This is a genomic window from Pseudomonas sp. M20 (genome assembly GCF_045037865.1).
Classification (GTDB): domain Bacteria; phylum Pseudomonadota; class Gammaproteobacteria; order Pseudomonadales; family Pseudomonadaceae; genus Aquipseudomonas.
Genome location: NZ_CP173611.1, coordinates 5,439,862 through 5,458,922 on the forward strand (window position 1 = coordinate 5,439,862; position 19,061 = coordinate 5,458,922).

At 59.3% G+C, this 19,061-nt stretch carries 16 protein-coding genes; 13 read left to right on the plus strand and 3 right to left on the minus strand.

Translation table 11 applies throughout. The annotated features are described in order from the left end of the window. Position 1: 1 nt before the first annotated feature. A complete protein-coding gene (locus ACI514_RS24120) occupies positions 2–2,227 on the minus strand; it encodes a TonB-dependent receptor (RefSeq protein ID WP_405122515.1) in 2,226 nt (741 codons plus the stop codon). A 206-nt stretch (positions 2,228–2,433) separates the two neighbouring features. Here ACI514_RS24120 and ACI514_RS24125 point away from each other — a divergent pair, with 206 nt between their 5' ends. Both ACI514_RS24125 and ACI514_RS24130 read left to right on the plus strand, forming a co-directional pair. Then, a complete protein-coding gene (locus ACI514_RS24125; protein WP_405122516.1) occupies positions 2,434–3,471 on the plus strand; it encodes a LacI family DNA-binding transcriptional regulator in 1,038 nt (345 codons plus the stop codon). Between the two features lie 189 nt (positions 3,472–3,660). Next, positions 3,661–3,921 carry a hypothetical protein gene (locus ACI514_RS24130; protein ID WP_405122517.1) on the plus strand — a complete coding sequence of 87 codons (261 nt, stop codon included), beginning with the start codon at positions 3,661–3,663 and terminating at the stop codon, positions 3,919–3,921. A gap of 23 nt (positions 3,922–3,944) precedes the next feature. Here the strand turns inward: ACI514_RS24130 and betT are convergent, their stop codons facing one another. After that, on the minus strand, positions 3,945–5,906 hold the full coding sequence (gene betT / locus ACI514_RS24135; protein ID WP_171057266.1) for a choline transporter BetT: 1,962 nt from the start codon (positions 5,904–5,906) through the stop codon (positions 3,945–3,947). A 367-nt stretch (positions 5,907–6,273) separates the two neighbouring features. Beyond that, positions 6,274–7,200 (minus strand): serine O-acetyltransferase EpsC, encoded by a 927-nt coding sequence (gene epsC / locus ACI514_RS24140; RefSeq protein ID WP_160054739.1) that lies wholly within the window; start codon positions 7,198–7,200, stop codon positions 6,274–6,276. Between the two features lie 190 nt (positions 7,201–7,390). On the opposite strand from epsC, the gene ACI514_RS24145 reads away from it, so the two are divergent. The 11 genes from ACI514_RS24145 (at position 7,391) to ACI514_RS24195 (ending at position 18,945) form a co-directional block, all read left to right on the plus strand. Then, positions 7,391–8,383: a D-cysteine desulfhydrase gene (locus tag ACI514_RS24145; RefSeq protein ID WP_160054737.1), complete on the plus strand. Its 993-nt coding sequence runs from the start codon at positions 7,391–7,393 to the stop codon at positions 8,381–8,383. Positions 8,384–8,665: 282 nt separating this feature from the next. Then, complete coding sequence (tcyJ, locus tag ACI514_RS24150) at positions 8,666–9,466, plus strand: cystine ABC transporter substrate-binding protein (RefSeq protein WP_405122518.1); 801 nt, start codon at positions 8,666–8,668, stop codon at positions 9,464–9,466. Beyond that, the gene (gene tcyL / locus ACI514_RS24155; protein WP_008083614.1) at positions 9,466–10,182 is read left to right on the plus strand and encodes a cystine ABC transporter permease; all 717 of its coding nucleotides are present in this window, start codon (positions 9,466–9,468) and stop codon (positions 10,180–10,182) included. Before tcyJ ends, tcyL begins: the two co-directional genes overlap by 1 nt. Before the next feature lie 2 nt (positions 10,183–10,184). Beyond that, a complete protein-coding gene (gene tcyN / locus ACI514_RS24160) occupies positions 10,185–10,934 on the plus strand; it encodes an L-cystine ABC transporter ATP-binding protein TcyN (protein WP_077570187.1) in 750 nt (249 codons plus the stop codon). 473 nt (positions 10,935–11,407) lie between these two features. Further along, positions 11,408–12,172, plus strand: a complete 765-nt coding sequence (locus tag ACI514_RS24165) for a hypothetical protein (RefSeq protein ID WP_160054735.1) — start codon at positions 11,408–11,410, stop codon at positions 12,170–12,172. 268 nt (positions 12,173–12,440) lie between these two features. Further along, entirely contained in the window at positions 12,441–13,682 is a 1,242-nt protein-coding gene (locus ACI514_RS24170; RefSeq protein WP_160054733.1) for an SfnB family sulfur acquisition oxidoreductase, read from the plus strand. Positions 13,683–13,707: 25 nt separating this feature from the next. Next, positions 13,708–14,901 (plus strand): SfnB family sulfur acquisition oxidoreductase, encoded by a 1,194-nt coding sequence (locus tag ACI514_RS24175; protein ID WP_405122519.1) that lies wholly within the window; start codon positions 13,708–13,710, stop codon positions 14,899–14,901. Further along, positions 14,901–16,259 carry an LLM class flavin-dependent oxidoreductase gene (locus ACI514_RS24180; RefSeq protein ID WP_405122520.1) on the plus strand — a complete coding sequence of 453 codons (1,359 nt, stop codon included), beginning with the start codon at positions 14,901–14,903 and terminating at the stop codon, positions 16,257–16,259. Before ACI514_RS24175 ends, ACI514_RS24180 begins: the two co-directional genes overlap by 1 nt. A gap of 118 nt (positions 16,260–16,377) precedes the next feature. After that, complete coding sequence (locus ACI514_RS24185; RefSeq protein WP_160054728.1) at positions 16,378–17,187, plus strand: MetQ/NlpA family ABC transporter substrate-binding protein; 810 nt, start codon at positions 16,378–16,380, stop codon at positions 17,185–17,187. 2 nt (positions 17,188–17,189) lie between these two features. Next, a complete protein-coding gene (locus tag ACI514_RS24190) occupies positions 17,190–18,311 on the plus strand; it encodes a methionine ABC transporter ATP-binding protein (protein WP_405122521.1) in 1,122 nt (373 codons plus the stop codon). After that, positions 18,301–18,945, plus strand: coding sequence for a methionine ABC transporter permease (locus ACI514_RS24195; RefSeq protein WP_034151854.1), 645 nt, complete (start codon positions 18,301–18,303; stop codon positions 18,943–18,945). Before ACI514_RS24190 ends, ACI514_RS24195 begins: the two co-directional genes overlap by 11 nt. The last annotated feature ends 116 nt before the right edge of the window (positions 18,946–19,061 follow it).

The following is a 19,061-nucleotide window of genomic DNA, read 5'->3' on the forward strand; positions in this document are numbered from 1 at the left end:
CTCAGAAATCCTTGCGCAGTTGCACGCCGAAGTAGCGCTCGTCATCCCGTGGCACGGCGCGATAAATGTAGTTGCCGCCGCTGGCGAGCAATGGCGAATAGGACTTATCGGTGAGGTTCTTGCCCAGCAGCGCCACGCGCCAGCCATTGCTGTAATCGGCCAGCGCGACGCTGGCGTTCCACAGGCCGTAGGCACCCTGCTTGGTGTCGGCGTTCTGGCTGATGTCGTACTGCACTTCGCTCTGCCAGCTGTAGTCGGTGCCGAGTTCGATATCCAGGCCGTTATCCAGCGGGATCGTGTAGTCGGCGCGCACGTAGCTTTTCCAGTCCGGGCTGAACGGCAGCGGTTTGCCGTTGACGTTGCACGACGCCGCCGCGCCCGCCGGGCAGGCGAACTCGTCGATCCGTGCGCGGGTGTAGGCGAGTGCGCCGGACAGCTTCAATTGCTGGGTGGCCTGCAAGGCGTAGTCGAGCTCGACGCCTTCGGTGCTGACGCTGCCGGCGTTGATCAAACGTGTCACAACCTGGCCGGCGACGGTGTCGAAGAAGTTCGCCTGATAGTTGTCGTAGTCGCTGTGGAAAACCGCTAGGTTGGTGGTCAGGCGATTGTTCCAGCTCGTCGCCTTGATCCCCGCTTCCCAAGTGTTGGAGGTCTCCGGTTTCAGCGCTTCGGTGTCGCGCGGCTGCATATTGAAGAACACGTTGTAGGCCGGGCCTTTGTAGCCGCGCGAGTAGGTCAGATAAGTGGTGACCGTATCGCTCAAGTCGTACTGCACGCCGAGGCGGCCGGACCAGCCATCTTCGTCGACAGAACCGGAACTGCTGGTGGCCGGTTGGATGCCGCTGACGGTGGTCGCTGAAGTCGAAACGCGGCGGTGATCGTATTCGAGATCATCGTGGGTATAACGCAAGCCGGCGATACCGCGAAAGTCGGACGTGAAGTTCAGGGTGGCCTCGCCGAACGCTGCGTAGCTGTCGCTGGTGGTGCTGTAATCAGCGACGCCGCGGTCAGTGCGCGTGGTCGTTGTCAGCGTGCGTTGATAGGTCTCGTCGTCCTTGCCGTGCATGTAAAACAGGCCGCCAACGTATTCGAGGAACTCGCCCTTCGGCGAAGCCAGGCGCAGCTCTTGCGAGTATTGATCGAAGGCCAGATCGCCCTTGTCCGCCGTGCCGGGGAACGCCGCCGTCACCGTACCGAGACGGTCACCGTCCTGATACTGCGTATTGTCCCAGCCACGCCACGCGGTAATCGACGTCAGCGTGTAATCGCCCAGTTGCCAGTCCAGCTGGCCGGACAGGCCTTTGTTGGTGTCTTCAACGTGTGAGCGGGTGTCGGTGTTGATATCGCGATTGTGGCTAGTCGCATTGACCGGGCTCAGCGCATTGGCGAAGGCCGGGGTCAGCGACTTGCTGACCACACCGTTGGGGCCGTCGTCATGGGACTGCATGTAGTCGGCGATCAGGGTGAAGGTAACGTCGTCATTCGGGGTGAATTCGAGTTTGCCGCGCACGCCACGATGGTTGTAACCGTTGACCTCTTGGCCATTGTGTTGGTTGTCGACGTTACCATCGTAGGTGCCGAACAGCGTGCTGATCGAGCCTTTCAACGTGTCCGGAATCAGGCTGCCGCCAATGCCGAAACGAGTGCGGCTTTCGTTGCCGCTGTAGTACGACTGGTCGATGTAACCGTGGGTCTCGGCGGTCGGTGCTTTGCTGGTGATGTTGAGCACGCCGGCCGAGGCATTCTTGCCGAACAGCGTGCCTTGCGGGCCGCGCAATACTTCGACGCGCTCCAGATCCAGCAAGTCGAGAGTGGATTGGCCGGGACGCGCGTAGACCACGCCATCGATCACCGTGGCCACGGTCGGCTCGACGCCCGGCGAGGTGGAAATCGTGCCGACGCCGCGCACGAACAGCGAGGTGTCCTTGTTCGACGCGCCGGTGCGGAAGTTCAGCGACGGTACCTGCTGGACGATGCTCGCTACGCCGTTGCGGTTATCGCGTTCAAGCTGTTCGCCGTCGATCACCGACACCGCGACCGGCACTTTTTGCAGTGACTCTTCGCGGCGCGTGGCAGTGACGGTCACCGATTTGAGCGTCGGCTCCTGATCACTACTCTCGGCAGCGAATGCGTTGGGCAATGGCAGCACCGCCAATCCCGTGAATAACCAGCCAGCGGCGCGAATCGACTGCGCCAGTTTGTGTGTCGCCCCAGGAATATTGTGCATGCTCTGCCCACTCGAAATTAGCCCTTAACCGCTGCCGTTCTGCGACGACAGCGCCTGAATCGGTGTCTTGGGCATTCGCTCGAGCGAGTAGCAGACAGCGCGCTTTGTTAGCGCTACCATCGACAGTATTGGCAAGCCACACATAGAGCGTCCAATACTGAAAAATTACTTTTATATGCGATTTTGTTTTTAAGAAGGATCGACTCTTGAGCGAAGAAAAACCCCGCAAACGCCGTGGCGCCGGACGCGTGACCCTGAATGCGGTGGCACGTGAGGCCGGGGTTTCAGCGATTACCGTGTCGCGCTATTTCAATCAGCCCGATCAGGTTTCGCCCGAACGCCGCGAGCGGATTGCGGCGGTGGTAGCTGAGTTGGGCTATGTACCGAATCTGGTGGCCGGCGGGCTGGCTTCGGCGCGGGGCAAAATCGTCGGCATGGTGATCCCGAACATCTCCGGGCCGATCTTCGCCAATACCATTCAAGGCTTCAGCGACACGCTCAGCCATCACGGTTATCAACTGTTGCTGGCGTCGAGTTACTTCAGCACCGAGCAGGAGGAAAATGCGGTGCGGGCGTTTCTCGGCTGGTCGCCAGCGGCGCTGGTGCTGACCAGTCACTTTCACAGTGCCGGCACGGAAAAGATGATCGCCGAGGCGGATATTCCGGTGATTGAAACCTGGGATTACCAGCCGGATCGCGAGCCGATGCAGATTGGCTTTTCGCATTTCGAGGTGGGCGTGACAGCCGCCAGATATCTGCTGAAAAAAGGCTATCAACGTATCGCCTTCGTGCAGAACAGTGCTGCGGGCGACTTCAGCGCATTGGAACGCCGCGACGGTTACGCAGCGACTTTAAAAGAATCCAGCCTGGAACCCTGGGTCTACGCCCCGGACGCTGATCGCGCACCATTCGAGGCCGGCAAACAGGCGATGGACGCCCTGATGAATGATTCACCACGCCCCGACGCGATCATCTTCGCCAACGACAACCTCGCCGCCGGCGGCCTGCTCGCCGGGCAACGCGCAGGTATCAAAATCCCCGAAGACTGCGCCGTTCTTGGCTTCGGCGATTACCCGTTCGCCGAGATGCTTTTGCCGAGCCTGAGCACGATCAAACCACCGGCACTCGAGATTGGCGTGCTCGCCGCAACCCGCGTATTGGAAAGTCTTGGCGTGTTGCCGAGCGACGAGGTGCAACGGCTGAACCTGCTGCAATGCCAGGTCATCGAGCGCGAAAGCACCTGATGAATATGGTGGGGGCTGGATTGGCTATGCTCTAAAGAACACCGAGGTGGCCCTATCGCGAGCAGGCTCGCTCCCACAGGGATTTCCTGTGTACGTAAAATTTATGTCCAGCCGAGATCCATTGTGGGAGCGAGCCTGCTCGCGAAAGCGATTATTCAGGCAATGCACCTTCACCAGACAGAACCCGCCATGCACACTGCCATCATCATTTTCTTCGGCCTGGTCCTGCTCGCTCTGATGCTGTACATCAGCGAGCGCATCGGCTTCAGCCGCCAGACCATGGGCTACGGCTTCGCCGCCCTGTGGCTGGCATTGACGGTGATTAATGGCGCCGTGGGAGTGGTGCATGCGGGCCAGCCGCTAGGTTCGGAAATTGCGATTGGCAGTGCGGTATTCGGCGTGCCGATGGCGGCGATGGTGTTGTTCATGGTGCTGAGCGCCGAGTCGTAAACGTCCCGGCGCCCAGCCGCCGATCAACGCACCAGATGCAGGAACTGCATGTGCCGTTCGTACTGATCGAGGATGTCGTTGATGATCTGCTCTTTGGTATAGCCGACCAGATCGTAGTCCTGACTGCCCTCGCTCAAGTGCACTTCGGCGCGGTAGTAGCGACGATTGTTGAGTTGCTTCGAGCCCATCCCGCCACGCGCGAACGACGGCGTGAAGTAGCCGCGCATCTGCACCTGATAGATGAACGGATGCGCATCACCGTGGCCGATTTCCAGGCTGACGCTGTCATTCGCCGGATCCGGCTGGGTGACCACGTTCAGGCCTTTCTCGACGAACACCGCCGTCACTTCTTCAATCGCCGGGCGCACCGTGGTGTCCATGAAGCGGTACACCTCGTCCCGCGACGGGAAATGCACAGCCTGACTCAAGCGCTGTCGCCATCCGCCCGTGCCGCGCCGCGAACCGGAGACCGGTGCCAGCGAATGCAACTGCGCGATCTGCTTCTGCGACTCCAGATAGAACGCCTTGTGCAGGCCCCACATCATCAGCAGCAGAATCAGTGAGAACGGCAACGAGGTCAGCACTACCGCCGATTTCAGCGCGTCAATGCTGCCGGAGAACAGCAGCGCACTGGTGATCAGCGCGGTCATCGCCCCCCAGAACACCCGCAGCCATTTCGGCCCGTCTTCGTCCGGGCTACCACCCTTGGCCGACAGGGTCGAGAGCACCACGGTACCGGAGTCGGCAGAGGTGACGAAGAACACGAAGCTGATAAACACCGTCACGGCGATGACGGTTTTGCTCCATGGATAAGTTTCCAGCAGCAGGTAAATGCTCATCGACGGGTTGTCGAGGGCCGACATGCCGAGCGCGCTCATGCCGTGGTTGAGGACCTGATCGATGGCGCTGTTGCCGAAGATCGACATCCACGCGAGAGTAAAACCGAGCGGAATCAACAGCACGCCGAAGACGAATTCACGGATGGTGCGGCCACGGGAAATCCGCGCGATGAACAGGCCCACGAACGGCGACCATGCGATCCACCAGGCCCAATAGAACACCGTCCAGCCGCCGAGCCAATCGCTCGGTTTATCGTAGGCGTAGAGGTCGAAACTCTTCATCGGCAAGGCGCCGAGGTAATCGCCGATGTTCTGGATCAAGGTGTTGAGCAGGTGCTGGGTAGGCCCGGCGAACAACACAAACAGCAGCAGCGCACAGGCCAGCAGCATGTTGATGTCGGACATTACCCGCACGCCTTTATCGACGCCGGAGACCGCAACAATGATTGCCGCGCCCATCATCAGCGTGATCAGGCCGACCTGAATCCACTGGGTGTGAGCGATGCCGAACAGGTAGTCGAGACCGGAGTTGAGGTGCAGCACCCCAAAGCCCATGTCGGCACCCAGACCGAACACCGTGGCAATGATGCCGAAGCCGTCCACCGCGTAACCGATCGGGCCGTTGATGCGCTTGCCAATCAGCGGATACAGCGCCGAGCGCAGGGCCAGCGGCAGGTTGTGGCGGTAAGCGAAATAGGCCAGCGCCATACCGACAAAGGCGAACACGCCCCAGCCATGCAGGCCCCAGTGCAGAAACAGAATCTGCATTGCCTGACGGGCCGCATCCGCGGTGCCCGCCTCGCCTTGCGGCGGCTGGAGCATATGAGTCAGCGGTTCAGAGACGCAGAAAAAGAACAGCGTGATGCTGATCCCGGCGGCGAACAGCATGCCGGCCCAGGACAGATAACTGAATTCGGGCTCGTCGTGGTCGGCACCGAGTTTTATCTTGCCGTAGCCGGATAAGGCGGTGACCACCACGAAGACCAGATACAGGGTCATCGCAAGCATGTAGTACCAGCCGACCGTATTGGCCGCCCAGTTTTGCGCTTCCAGCAGCCAGGCGCCGGCCTGTTCAGGCATGGCAATGACGACGAGACCAAACAGCAGAATGACCGTCGCGGCGAAATAGAACACCGGCGGATTCATGCGTACCAGACCGCTGGCGGGGGTAGACGATGCACTCATGAAACGTGCACCTCGCGGGGTTGAAACGTGGCTGAAATGATCGGACTCAGCAAAGGCAAGCCTCCTGTTGTGAGCGGGCAGCGAACCACCGGTTTAACTTGAATGAACGTTCAAGTTAAACATGGATAGGGTGGTAAGGACTAATCGCAGGGCTCGACGGTAGTTTTCCTACAGTAGCCCAAGGAGGTGTATGACGCGGGTTTGGAGGAATTCGTTCAACAGCAACATGGCCTTATGCCCATACCTGTAGCTGCCGAAGGCTGCGATCTTTTGCTGTGGTTTTTGTAGATCAAAAGATCGCAGCCTTCGGCAGCTCCTACATGGGATCTTACTTTTGCGTGCCGTCATCGTGCTGCAAATTGGCCTGGGTCAGATTGCATCCGGCCGGCACGCTGCGCGTCAGCCACACGTTGCCGCCAATGGTCGAACCCTTGCCAATGGTGATCCGCCCAAGAATCGTCGCCCCGGCATAAATCACCACATCGTCTTCAACGATCGGATGACGCGGATGGCCCTTCTGCAACTGCCCGTCCTCATCCGCCGGGAAACGTTTGGCGCCCAACGTCACCGCCTGATAAATCCGCACGCGCTCACCAATGATCGCCGTCTCGCCGATCACCACACCCGTGCCGTGATCGATAAAGAAGCTGCGGCCGATCTGCGCACCCGGATGGATATCGATACCGGTCGCCGAATGGGCGATTTCCGCACTGATCCGCGCCAGCAACGGCAACCCGGCGCGATACAAATGATGCGCCAGGCGATGGTGAATCACCGCCAGAATCCCCGGGTAGCACAGCAGCACTTCATCAACACTGCGCGCCGCCGGATCACCGTGATAGGCCGCCAGCACATCGGTATCGAGCAGCGTGCGCAGGCCCGGCAATGCGAGGGCGAAATCCTGCACGATCTGGATCGCGCGGGCCTCGACTTCTGTGTCGGCCTGCGCGCTATGACGGGCGACGTAACGCAGTTCCAGACGGGTCTGTGCCAGCAAGGCATTCAGTGCAACATCAAGGGTGTGGCCGACGTAGAAGTCTTCACTCTCTTCACGCAGATCCACCGGCCCCAGACGCATCGGGAACAACGCGCCGCACAACGCTTCAAGAATCTCCGCCATCGCCGCCCGCGACGGTAGCTCGCGACCACCCTGCTCGCCGGAAGCCCGGCCGTTCTGTGCCCGCCACTGATCCCGCGCGCTGCGCAGTTGAGTGACGATGGTCTGCAATTGCCAATGGCTGGAACGCTCGCTCACGGTAAAGACTCCTCAGGGGCGGCCGGACTGTCTGGCCGCGTCAACGGCGACTACTTTACGGCAAGGTCAGGAGAGCGAATTAAGAACCGATAGTGCTGGGCTCATTCGATTTGGCTATAAGCGATTGGCGGTTGCCCCTGTAAAAGCGCGTGCCTATAGTCCTTTCATCTTCCTCCGCCAGTACGGACTCATGATCAAACAACAGCTGGACCGCTTTACCCGTCTCGACCTGCTCGGCCACCCGACGCCGCTGGAAAAACTCGAACGCCTGTCCACCTGGCTCGGCCGCGAGGTGTACATCAAACGCGATGACCTGACGCCGCTGGCCATGGGCGGCAACAAATTGCGCAAGCTCGAATACCTCGCCGCCGATGCCTTGGCGCAGGGCGCCGACACGCTGATCACCGCCGGCGCGCTGCAATCGAACCACGTTCGCCAGACCGCCGCACTGGCCGCCAAACTGGGATTGGGTTGTGTGGCGCTGCTGGAAAATCCGCTCGGCACCGACGATAGCAACTACACCGGCAACGGCAATCGCCTGCTGCTGGATCTGTTCGATGCCAAGGTCGAACTGGTCGACAACCTCGACAACGCCGACGAACAACTCGCGGCCCTTGCCGTTCGGTTGCGCAGCAATGGCAAGAAACCGTATCTCGTGCCGATTGGCGGCTCCAATGCGCTCGGTGCTCTGGGTTACGTACGCGCCGGCCTGGAACTGGCTGAGCAAATCAAGGACACCGGCCGCGATTTCGCTGCGGTGGTATTGGCCTCGGGCAGCGCCGGGACGCACAGCGGTCTGGCCTTGGCGTTGAGCGAAGTGTTGCCACAATTGCCGGTGATCGGCGTGACGGTTTCGCGCAGTGAAGAGGATCAACGGCCGAAGGTTCAAGGCCTGGCGGAACGCACGGCAGAGCTGCTCGACATTGAGCTGCCGGCCAGTTTCAAGGTCGAGTTGTGGGATGAATATTTCGGCCCGCGTTATGGCGAGCCGAATGCCGGGACGTTGGCGGCGGTGAAGTTGCTGGCGAGTCAGGAAGCGGTGTTGCTCGATCCGGTGTACACCGGCAAGGCCATGGCGGGTTTGCTTGATGGGATTGGTCGTCAGCGTTTTGATGAAGGCCCGATCATCTTCCTGCACACCGGTGGGGCGCCAGCGTTGTTCGCCTACAAGGATTTCCTGTAACAGAAGATCAAAAGATCGCAGCCTTCGGCAGCTCCTACAAGTGATCACATGTAGGAGCTGCCGAAGGCGATCTTTTTCCACAGATAATGCATATTCCAATAAAGAATAACATTTCAAATATTAAGTATTTTCAAGTCTAACGCAGACATCTTATAGTCTCGCCGCAGGCGAATTTCGCGCAAGACGCATAAGCTGCTTTAGGGCACGATAACGCAGGCGCACGAATCACCAATTTGCCAACTTTCCTTAAGCGTCTTCCATAAGAAAACACAGGGGCTTGTCATGAATTTTTCCGCACTACGTCGCAATCTGCTGGTGGGTTCGCTGGGCCTGGCGCTGAGCGCCGGTCTGATCGGCCAGGCAGTGGCCGGTGAGCAGCTGCAACAGATCAAGGACAAAGGCGTTATCAACGTCGGCCTGGAAGGCACTTACCCACCGTTCAGCTTCGTTGATGCCGACGGCAAACTGTCCGGTTTCGAAGTTGAACTCTCTGAAGCGCTGGCGCAAAAACTCGGCGTCAAAGCCAAGATTCAACCGACCAAGTGGGACGGCATTCTCGCTGCGCTGGAATCCAAGCGTCTGGACGTTGTAGTCAACCAGGTCACCATCTCCGACGAGCGCAAGAAGAAGTATGACTTCTCCGAGCCGTACACCGTTTCCGGGATTCAGGCGCTGGTGCTGAAGAGCAAAGAAGCGGCGCTGAACATCAAGACCGCCAATGACCTGTCCGGCAAAAAAGTCGGTGTTGGCCTGGGCACCAACTACGAACAATGGGTCCGCGCCAACGTGCCGGGTGCCGACGTGCGTACCTACGACGATGATCCGACCAAGTTCGCTGACCTGAACAACGGCCGCACCGACGCCATTCTGATCGACCGTCTGGCTGCACTGGAATACGCCAAGAAAGCCCCGAAAACCGTGGCCGCCGGCGAAGCTTTCTCCCGTCAGGAAGCCGGTGTTGCCCTGCGTAAAGGTGAGCCGGAACTGCTGACTGCCGTAAACAAGGCCATCGACGAACTGCGTGCAGACGGCACTCTGAAGAAGCTGTCCGAGAAATACTTCAACGCAGACGTCACTAAATAATGGAAGTTGGATTTCAATTCGAAGCGCACTTCCCGCAGTTGAGCCAGCAACTCGCCGAAACATCGGCGCTGTTGCTGGACTCCGCGCCCTTTCTGCTCAAGGGCGCGTACTACACGGTAGTCCTCAGCCTCGGCGGGATGTTCTTCGGCTTGCTGCTCGGCTTCGGCCTGGCGTTGATGCGCTTGTCGCGCTTCAAATCAGTGAGCTGGCTGGCGCGCGTCTACGTGTCGTTCTTTCGCGGGACGCCGTTGCTGGTGCAACTGTTCGTGATCTATTACGGCTTCCCGCAACTGGGAATCGAACTGGATCCGCTGCCAGCGGCGCTGATCGGCTTCTCGCTGAACATGGCCGCTTACGCCTGTGAAATCCTCCGCGCCGCGATCGGTTCGATCGAGCGTGGTCAGTGGGAAGCTGCTGCGAGTATCGGCATGACCCGCGCGCAAACCCTGCGCCGGGCCATCCTGCCGCAAGCAATGCGCACGGCGTTGCCGCCGCTGGGCAACAGCTTCATTTCGCTGGTCAAGGACACGGCACTGGCCGCCACCATTCAGGTGCCGGAGCTGTTCCGTCAGGCGCAACTGATTACCGCCCGGACTTTCGAAGTCTTCACCATGTATCTTGCCGCCGCGCTGATCTACTGGATTCTGGCCACGGTGCTTTCGCACTTCCAGAACAAGTTGGAAGAGCGGGTCAATCGGCACGACCAGGAGTCCTGACGATGATTGTCGTGGAAAAACTGACCAAGCAATTCAAGGGTCAGGTCGTGCTCAACGGCATCGACCTGGAGGTCAAGGAAGGCGAAGTCGTCGCGATCATCGGCCCAAGCGGTTCGGGGAAAACGACGTTCCTGCGCTGCCTGAATTTCCTTGAACAACCCACCAGCGGCCGGATCAAGGTCGGCGATATCGAAATCGATACCAGCCGCCCGCTGAATCAGCAGCAGAGTCTGGTGCGCAACCTGCGCCAGCACGTTGGCTTCGTCTTCCAGAACTTCAACCTGTTCCCCCATCGCACGGCGCTTGAGAACGTCATCGAAGGCCCGATCGTGGTCAAGAAGATACCGCGCGAAGAGGCGGTTGCTCTGGGCAAGAAGCTGCTGGCCAAGGTCGGACTCGCCGGTAAGGAAGACGCTTATCCGCGTCGTCTCTCCGGTGGTCAGCAACAGCGCGTGGCGATAGCCAGAGCGCTGGCGATGGAGCCGGAAGTGATTCTCTTCGACGAACCGACTTCGGCCCTCGACCCGGAACTGGTCGGCGAGGTGCTGGCGACCATTCGTGGCCTCGCCGAAGAGAAACGCACCATGGTGATCGTCACCCACGAAATGGGGTTTGCCCGCGACGTGGCCAACCGTGTGGTGTTCTTCGACAAGGGCGTGATCGTCGAGCAAGGCGAAGCCAAAGCATTGTTTGCCAATCCGAAAGAACAACGCACGCAGCAGTTCCTCAGTAAGTTTCTGAATCACGCCTGAGAACTTTCATGGCGTCACCGGCAACTTCCACGGATGGAAGTTACCTTTATAAAACTTCCACCCCAACCCGTCGTCCGACCTAGACAAAATATATCCGAAGCAGTGCATATATAAGTTCTGCAACAGATAATGCCCGCCCGAAACCCGCGCCATCCGGCACGACAGCGTTCAAATAAATCTACGTGAAAAATGCCAAAAAGCCCTGAGTTCCGTGGCCCTTTTCTCCTAAGCACTTAGGCATTTGGCTGCATCAACGTAGGAAACTTCTGATTAATTCGTAATTCACGGATTAACTAACCTCCTCTATTGACACCCCACGCCGCACACTCTTATCTAGTCAGCAACCGGTATCACTTAGTTTAATAACTCCGTATTCAACTTGAATAAAAGTTCAAAGTTTTATTGCCGGTTTATTCACGCCTTTTGTTCTTTCAGAAACGGACTTCGCTGCAAGGCTTCAAGGAGAGAAATCGATGACCCGCACTTCGCACACCCCCGAACTGGCAGCGCCGACCCTGGCGCCAGCGCAAAAAACCGGCATTAATCTGACCGCCGCCGCCCATCTGTTGGTCGAGGTGTCGCCCTATCCCGATATGGATAGCGGAGACCTCATCGAGCTGTTTTGGAACAAATGCTATGTCGCCTCCAGGGTGCTGACGGGGGACGACGTCGGCATGGCCGTCAGCCTGCGGGTGCCCGAGAGTTTCATCGCCAACGGCACCGCACGCATTCACTATCGGGTGATGCAGGTCGGTCAGGGCCCGGCGTTATCGGCGACAACGCGTGTGCAGGTCAAACTGGACTGTCCCGGCGGGCAACCTTCAGTGCTCAGCGGCGACGAAAACCAGCAGTTGGCCCCCGTGGCTATCCCCGACGCCATTCGCCGTCAGGGCGTGAACCCGAACCAGATCAAACGCGGCGTGCCACTGACCATCGAACCGTATCTGAACATGGCCGAGGACGACGCCATTACCTTGCGCTGGGGTGATGTGCGCATGGATCTGGCGCCGATCACGCCAGCGGATATCGGGTTACCGATTCAGGTCTGGGTACCGCCATCGGTGATTGTCGAAGCGGGTGAGGATCTGCGGTTGGATGTGACGTATTGCATTCTCGATCGGGTGGGCAATAACTCACGCTGGGCACCACCGCGTACATTGAAGATCGGCTGTGCAAACCCTTATCTGAAAGTCCCCTTCAAGCCAGAACTCATGGCTGCCGAATCACGTAAAGATTGATCCTCTTCAGCGGGTAAGGGGCCCCTACACCCTTACCCGAAAATTCTTAACCAACCCGATCATCACCCCTTCTATGCATATTCCTAAAAGTTAGTTTATTTAATATTTATACACGCTTAGGGTATATGAACCGGACCACCGGACATTCTTTCGTTCGCCGCAATTTTGCGGCGTTTTTCATGAGATGTGAGGTAGGTAGTATGGTCCGGAACACAATCACCCCAGTGCAGATCGCCAGGGCATTGCGTGCAGCCAAGGAGCGGCACTGATGTCCAGTCTGGCAGACGCAAACGTCCAGTCGGATCTGGACATCGCCCCGTTGTTGTTGCCCGCGCAGGTTTTGCGCAACGACGCCCAAGCCATCAAGGCCGCCCATGAGCTGGCGCTAGTCGCCCGCGTGCAGGCCGCCAAACGCGATCGTCAGCGCAAGCTGCCATGGTCGGAAATCGAACAGTTCACCCGCAGTGGTTTAGGCAGCATCGCCATCCCGCGCGAATACGGTGGCCCGCAGGTTTCATTCGTCACCCTGGCCGAGGTGTTCGCGATCATTTCCGCCGCTGATCCGGCGCTGGGACAGATTCCACAAAACCAGTTCGGCATCATCAATCTGGTGCTCGGCAGCGCCACCGAAGCGCAAAAAAAACAGCTGTTCCAGAGCGTTCTGGAAGGCTGGCGGATCGGCAATGCCGGCCCGGAACGCGGCACAAAAAACACCCTGGAATTGAAAGCGCGGATCACAGCCGACGGCGACGATTACGTGATCAATGGCCAGAAGTTTTACTCCACCGGCGCGCTGTTTGCGCACTGGGTTGCGGTCAAAGCGCTCAACGATGACGGCAAGCAAGTGCTGGCCTTCGTCCGCCGCGGCACGCCGGGGCTGCGCATCGTTGACGACTGGTCAGGGTTCGGTCAGCGCACCACCGCCAGCGGTACGATTCTGCTGAACAACGTGCGCGTAGAGTCGAGCCTGGTGGTCGACAACTGGAAGATCAACGAAACCCCGAACACCCAAGGCGCGGTATCGCAACTGATTCAAGCCGCGATCGACGCCGGCATCGCCCGTGGCGCCATTGATGACGCCATTGAGTTCGTCAAAACCCGCGCGCGGCCTTGGATCGACGCCAAGGTTGATCGCGCCAGCGATGACCTCTATGTGATCGCCGACATCGGCAAACTGAAAATCGAACTGCACGCCGCCGAAGCGCTGCTGCGCAAGGCCGGGCAAGTTCTCGATCAAGTGCACGCTGCACCGCTCACTGCCGAATCCGCCGCCCGCGCTTCGATCGCCGTGGCCGAAGCGAAAGTACTGACCACCGAAATTTCTTTGCTCGCCAGCGAAAAGCTGTTCGAACTGGCCGGTAGCCGCGCGACCCTCGCCGAATTCAATCTCGACCGGCACTGGCGCAACGCCCGCGTGCACACGTTGCATGACCCGGTGCGCTGGAAATATCACGCGGTCGGCGCCTATCGCCTCAACGGCACTTTACCGGCTCGCCATTCCTGGATCTGAGACGACCAGACATCTGGAGAAAAACATGACGCTTTCCCATCACGTCGCGGTCATCACCAGCGATGAGCAAGCCCTGATCGTCGCCAGCGATCTGGCCGAAGACTTCAAACGCGACAGCGCCCTGCGCGACCGTGAGCGACGCTTGCCACTGCCGGAGCTCGAGGTATTTTCCCGCTCCGGTCTGTGGGGCATCAGCGTGCCCAAGGAGTACGGCGGCGCTGGCGTTTCCAACGTGACGTTGGCCAAAGTCATTGCCCTGATCGCCCAGGCCGACGGCTCGCTCGGACAGATTCCGCAGAACCATTTTTATGCATTGGAAGTGCTGCGCGTAAACGGCAGCCATGCGCAAAAACAACGGCTGTATGGTGAAGTGCTCGCCGGCCAGCGCTTCGGTAATGCCCTGGCTGAACTGGGCACAAAAACCGCTCACGACCGCGTCACCAGTCTCAAACGCGACGGTGACGGCTATCGCATCAACGGTCGCAAGTTCTATGCGACCGGCGCGATTTACGCGCAGCGCATTCCGGCCTCAGTAGTTGATGAAAACGGCGTGCAGCAACTGGCCTTCGTCCCCCGCGACAGCAAAGGCCTGACCGTGATCGACGACTGGAGCGGCTTCGGTCAACGCACCACCGGCAGCGGTTCGGTGGTGTTCGAAGACGTGTACGTCGCGGCTGAAGACGTGCTGCCGTTTCAAAGCGCCTTTGAACGTCCAACCACCGTCGGCCCGCTGGCGCAGATCCTTCACGCCGCCATCGACACCGGCATCGCCCGCGCCGCTTACGAAGACGCCCTGCACTTCGTACGCAGCAAGACGCGCCCGTGGATCGATTCCGGCAACGACAAAGCCACCGAAGACCCGCTGACGTTGAAGAGCTTCGGCCACTTGAGCATTCGCTTGCACGCCACCGAAGCCTTGCTCGAACGTGCCGGCGAATTCCTCGACGCCGCACAAGCCGAGACCAATGCAGAAACTGTCGCCGCCGCATCGATTGCCGTCGCCGAAGCCCGCGCGATCAGCACTGAAATTTCCCTCACCGCTGGCAGCACATTGTTCGAACTGGCCGGCAGCCAGGCCACGCTGATCGAGCACGGCCTCGACCGTCATTGGCGCAACGCCCGCGTGCACACCTTGCACGACCCGGTGCGCTGGAAATATCACGCGGTGGGCAACTACTACCTCAATGACGAAAACCCTCCGTTGCGAGGGACGATCTGATGAGCGCGGCGAAAAAGAAGATCCTGCTCAATGCGTTCAACATGAACTGCATCGGCCACATCAACCACGGCTTGTGGACGCATCCGCGCGACACCTCAACGCGCTACAACACCCTCGAATACTGGACCGAACTGGCGCAATTGCTTGAGCGCGGGCTGTTCGACGGCTTGTTCATTGCCGACATCGTCGGTGTGTATGACGTCTATCAGAACTCGGTCGACGTCCCGCTGAAAGAGTCGATCCAGTTGCCGGTCAACGACCCGTTGTTGCTGGTTTCAGCCATGGCTGCCGTGACCAAAAATCTGGGGTTCGGCCTGACCGCCAACCTCACCTACGAACCGCCGTATCTGTTCGCCCGGCGCATGTCCACGCTCGATCATCTGAGCCGTGGTCGCGTGGGCTGGAACATCGTCACCGGTTATCTCGATAGCGCCGCCAAAGCCATGGGCCTCAGCGAACAGGTGGAACATGACCGCCGCTATGACCAGGCCGACGAGTACCTGGAAGTGCTCTACAAACTTTGGGAAGGCAGTTGGGAAAACGGCGCCGTACTCAACGACCGCGAGCAGCGGATCTACGCTAACCCGGAAAAAGTGCACAAGGTCGAGCACAAGGGCGAGTTTTATCAGGTCGAGGGTTATCACCTTTGTGAACCTTCGCCACAACGCACGCCGGTGCTGTTTCAGGCCGGCAGTTCCGATCGCGGCTTGCTCTTCGCCGGGCGTCACGCCGAGTGTGTATTCATCAGCGGCCAGAATAAACCGTCGACCAGAGTTCAGGTCGACAAGGTGCGCGCCAGTGCCGTCGAAGCGGGACGCAACCCCGAGGACATCAAGGTGTTCATGGGCCTCAACGTCATAGTCGGCGCGACCGAAGAGGCCGCATGGGCCAAGCACGCCGAATACCTGAGCTACGCCAGCGCCGAGGCCGGCGTGGCGCATTTTTCCGCCTCCACCGGCATCGACTTTTCCCTGTACGAAATCGACGAACCGATCCAGTACGTGAAGAGCAACGCCATTCAGTCGGCTACCAAGAACCTGCAGAACAACGACTGGACCCGGCGCAAGCTGCTTGAACAGCACGCCCTCGGTGGACGTTACATCACCGTGGTCGGTTCGCCTGAACAAGTAGCGGATGAGCTGGAGTCATGGATCGCCGAGACCGGCCTTGATGGCTTCAACCTGACGCGGATTGTTACGCCGGAGAGCTATGTCGATTTTATTGAGCTGGTGATTCCGGAGCTGCAGCGGCGCGGGTCGTACAAGACTGCGTACGACAGTGGCAGCTTGCGCGAGAAGCTGTTTCAAGGTGAAGCGCAGCTACCTGAGCAACATACGGGTTCCGCATTTCGCCGCTAAAAGCTTCGCGAGCAGGCTCGCTCCCACATTTGGAATGCATTTCCCCTGTGGGAGCGAGCCTGCTCGCGATGAGGCCATCCAATACACCACAAATTTATGCACTGACTGGAAAACTCACATGACCAAAAAACGCCTGTCCCACCCAGTCAAAGCACTGGCCCTGGCCCTCGGCCTGTTCAGCTCGGCCGTTTTCGCCGCCGACGCCCCCCTGAAAATCGGCACCACCGCCGCCTTCGCCATCCCGCTGGAAGCCGCCGTCGAAGAGGCCTCCAAACAGGGTCTGAAAGTCGAACTGGTGGAATTCACTGACTGGATCGCACCGAACGTCAGCCTCGCCGCCGGCGACATCGACGTGAACTACTTCCAGCACATCCCGTTCCTGGAGAACGCCAAAGCCGCGTCGGGTTTTGATCTGGTGCCATTCGCCCCGGGGATCATCAACAACGTCGGCCTCTACTCGAAAAAATACAAAAGCTTCGATCAGCTGCCAGAAGGCGCCAGCGTCGCCATCGCCAATGATCCGATCAACAGCGGTCGCGGTCTGCAACTGCTGGCCAAGGCCGGTTTGATCACGCTGAAACCGGGCGTCGGCTACAAGGCTACAGAAGACGATATCGTCGCAAATCCGAAGAAAATCAAAATCCTCCAGGTCGAAGCAGTGCAACTGGTGCGCGCCTACGACGACGCTGATCTGGTCCAGGGTTACCCGGCCTACATTCGTCTGGCGAAGACCTTCGATGCCGGTTCGGCACTGCTGTTCGACGGTCTCGACCACAAGGAATACGTGATTCAGTTCGTCATCCAGCCGAAGAGCAAAACCGATCCGCGCCTGATCAAATTCGTCGACATTTACCAGCATTCGCCGGTCGTTCGTGCGGCGCTGGATAAAGCCCACGGCAAGCTGTATCAAGCCGGTTGGGAAAGCTGAGCATGACGGCCGCGATCCAACGGCGACTGGAGATTCCAGAGCCACACAATGCTGAAAAAACCGAGCTGCACCCCGAGTTGAATCGCGCCCACGTACGTTTCATCGGCTTGGGTAAAACCTACAACGGCCGTCAAGGCCCGGTCGCGGCGCTGCAAGGCATCGATCTGGCGATTCAGCGCGGCGAAGTGTTCGGCATCATCGGCCGCAGCGGCGCCGGCAAGTCGTCGCTGATCCGTACGATCAATCGCCTGGAACAACCGACCTCGGGGCGAGTGCTGATCGATCAGGTCGACATCGGCGAGTTCGATGAAGACCGTCTCGTCGCTTTGCGCCGACGCATCGGCATGATCTTCCAGCACTTCAATCTGATGTCGGCCAAGACTGTTTGGCAGAACGTCGAACTGCCGCTGAAAGTAGCGGGTGTTCCGAAAGAACAGCGCGAGAAAAAGGTGCGCGAACTGCTCGAACTGGTTGGCCTGCAGGAAAAGCACAAGGCCTATCCGGCGCAACTCTCCGGTGGGCAGAAACAGCGTGTCGGCATCGCCCGCGCGTTGGTGCATGACCCGGATATTTTGCTTTGCGACGAAGCGACCTCGGCGCTCGACCCGGAGACCACCCAGTCGATCCTCGGCCTGCTGCGCGAAATCAATAAACGCCTGGGCCTGACCATCGTTCTGATCACTCACGAGATGGCGGTAATCCGCGAAATCTGCGACCGCGTTGTCGTGCTTGAGCACGGTCGGGTGGTCGAACAAGGCCCGGTCTGGGAAGTGTTCGGCAATCCGCAGCACGAGGTCAGCCAAACCTTGCTTGCACCGCTGCAACACGCGTTGCCGGAGGAATTGCAGAGCCGCTTGCACGCGCAGCCGCCATCCTCCGACGCCGCTGTGGTGCTGCGCTTGCAGTTCACCGGCAGCGCCAGTGATGAGCCGGATCTGGCGGCACTGTTCGCGGCACTAGGTGGCCGGGTTAAGTTGCTGCAGGGCGGCGTAGAACGGATTCAGGGTCATGCATTGGGGCAACTGTTATTGGCCGTCAGCGGCTCAGCGCTCAGCGCCGAACAATTGCGCGAGCGCGCCGCACCGTGGGCGCAGCGAGTGGAGGTAGTGGGTTATGTGGTTTGATCGCTTGTTGCAGGGCTTTATCGACACGTTCCTGATGGTCGGTGTGTCCTCGCTGATCGCGTTGCTGGTGGGGATTCCCATGGCGGTGATTCTGGTCACCAGCGACAAGGGCGGGATCTATGAAGCGCCGGTACTCAACCGTGCTCTGGGCGCGTTCGTTAACCTGTTCCGCTCGATCCCGTTTCTGATTCTGATGGTCGCGCTGATTCCGTTTACCCGGTTGATTGTCGGCACCACCTACGGCGTGTGGGCCGCCGTTGTGCCACTGACGATTGCGGCAACTCCGTTCTTTGCGCGGATTGCCGAAGTGAGTCTGCGCGAGGTTGATCATGGCTTGATCGAAGCCGCGCAGGCGATGGGTTGCCGGCGTTGGCACATTGTCTGGCATGTGCTGTTGCCGGAGGCGCTGCCGGGGATTGTCGGCGGGTTCACTATCACATTGGTGACGATGATCAACTCTTCCGCGATGGCCGGGGCGATTGGCGCTGGCGGGTTGGGGGATATCGCCTACCGCTATGGGTATCAACGCTTTGACAGCCAGATCATGCTGACGGTGATTGTGTTGCTGGTGGCGTTGGTGGCGGTGATTCAGTTGGGTGGGGACCGCTTGGCGCGGGGATTGAACAAGCGCTGAGCCGGGCCGGGCTCATGTAGCAACTTCACAACCGCTATCGCGAGCAGGCTCACTCCTACAGGGGAACGCATTTCAAATGTAGGAGTGAGCCTGCTCGCGATGGGTTGCGCAGCAGC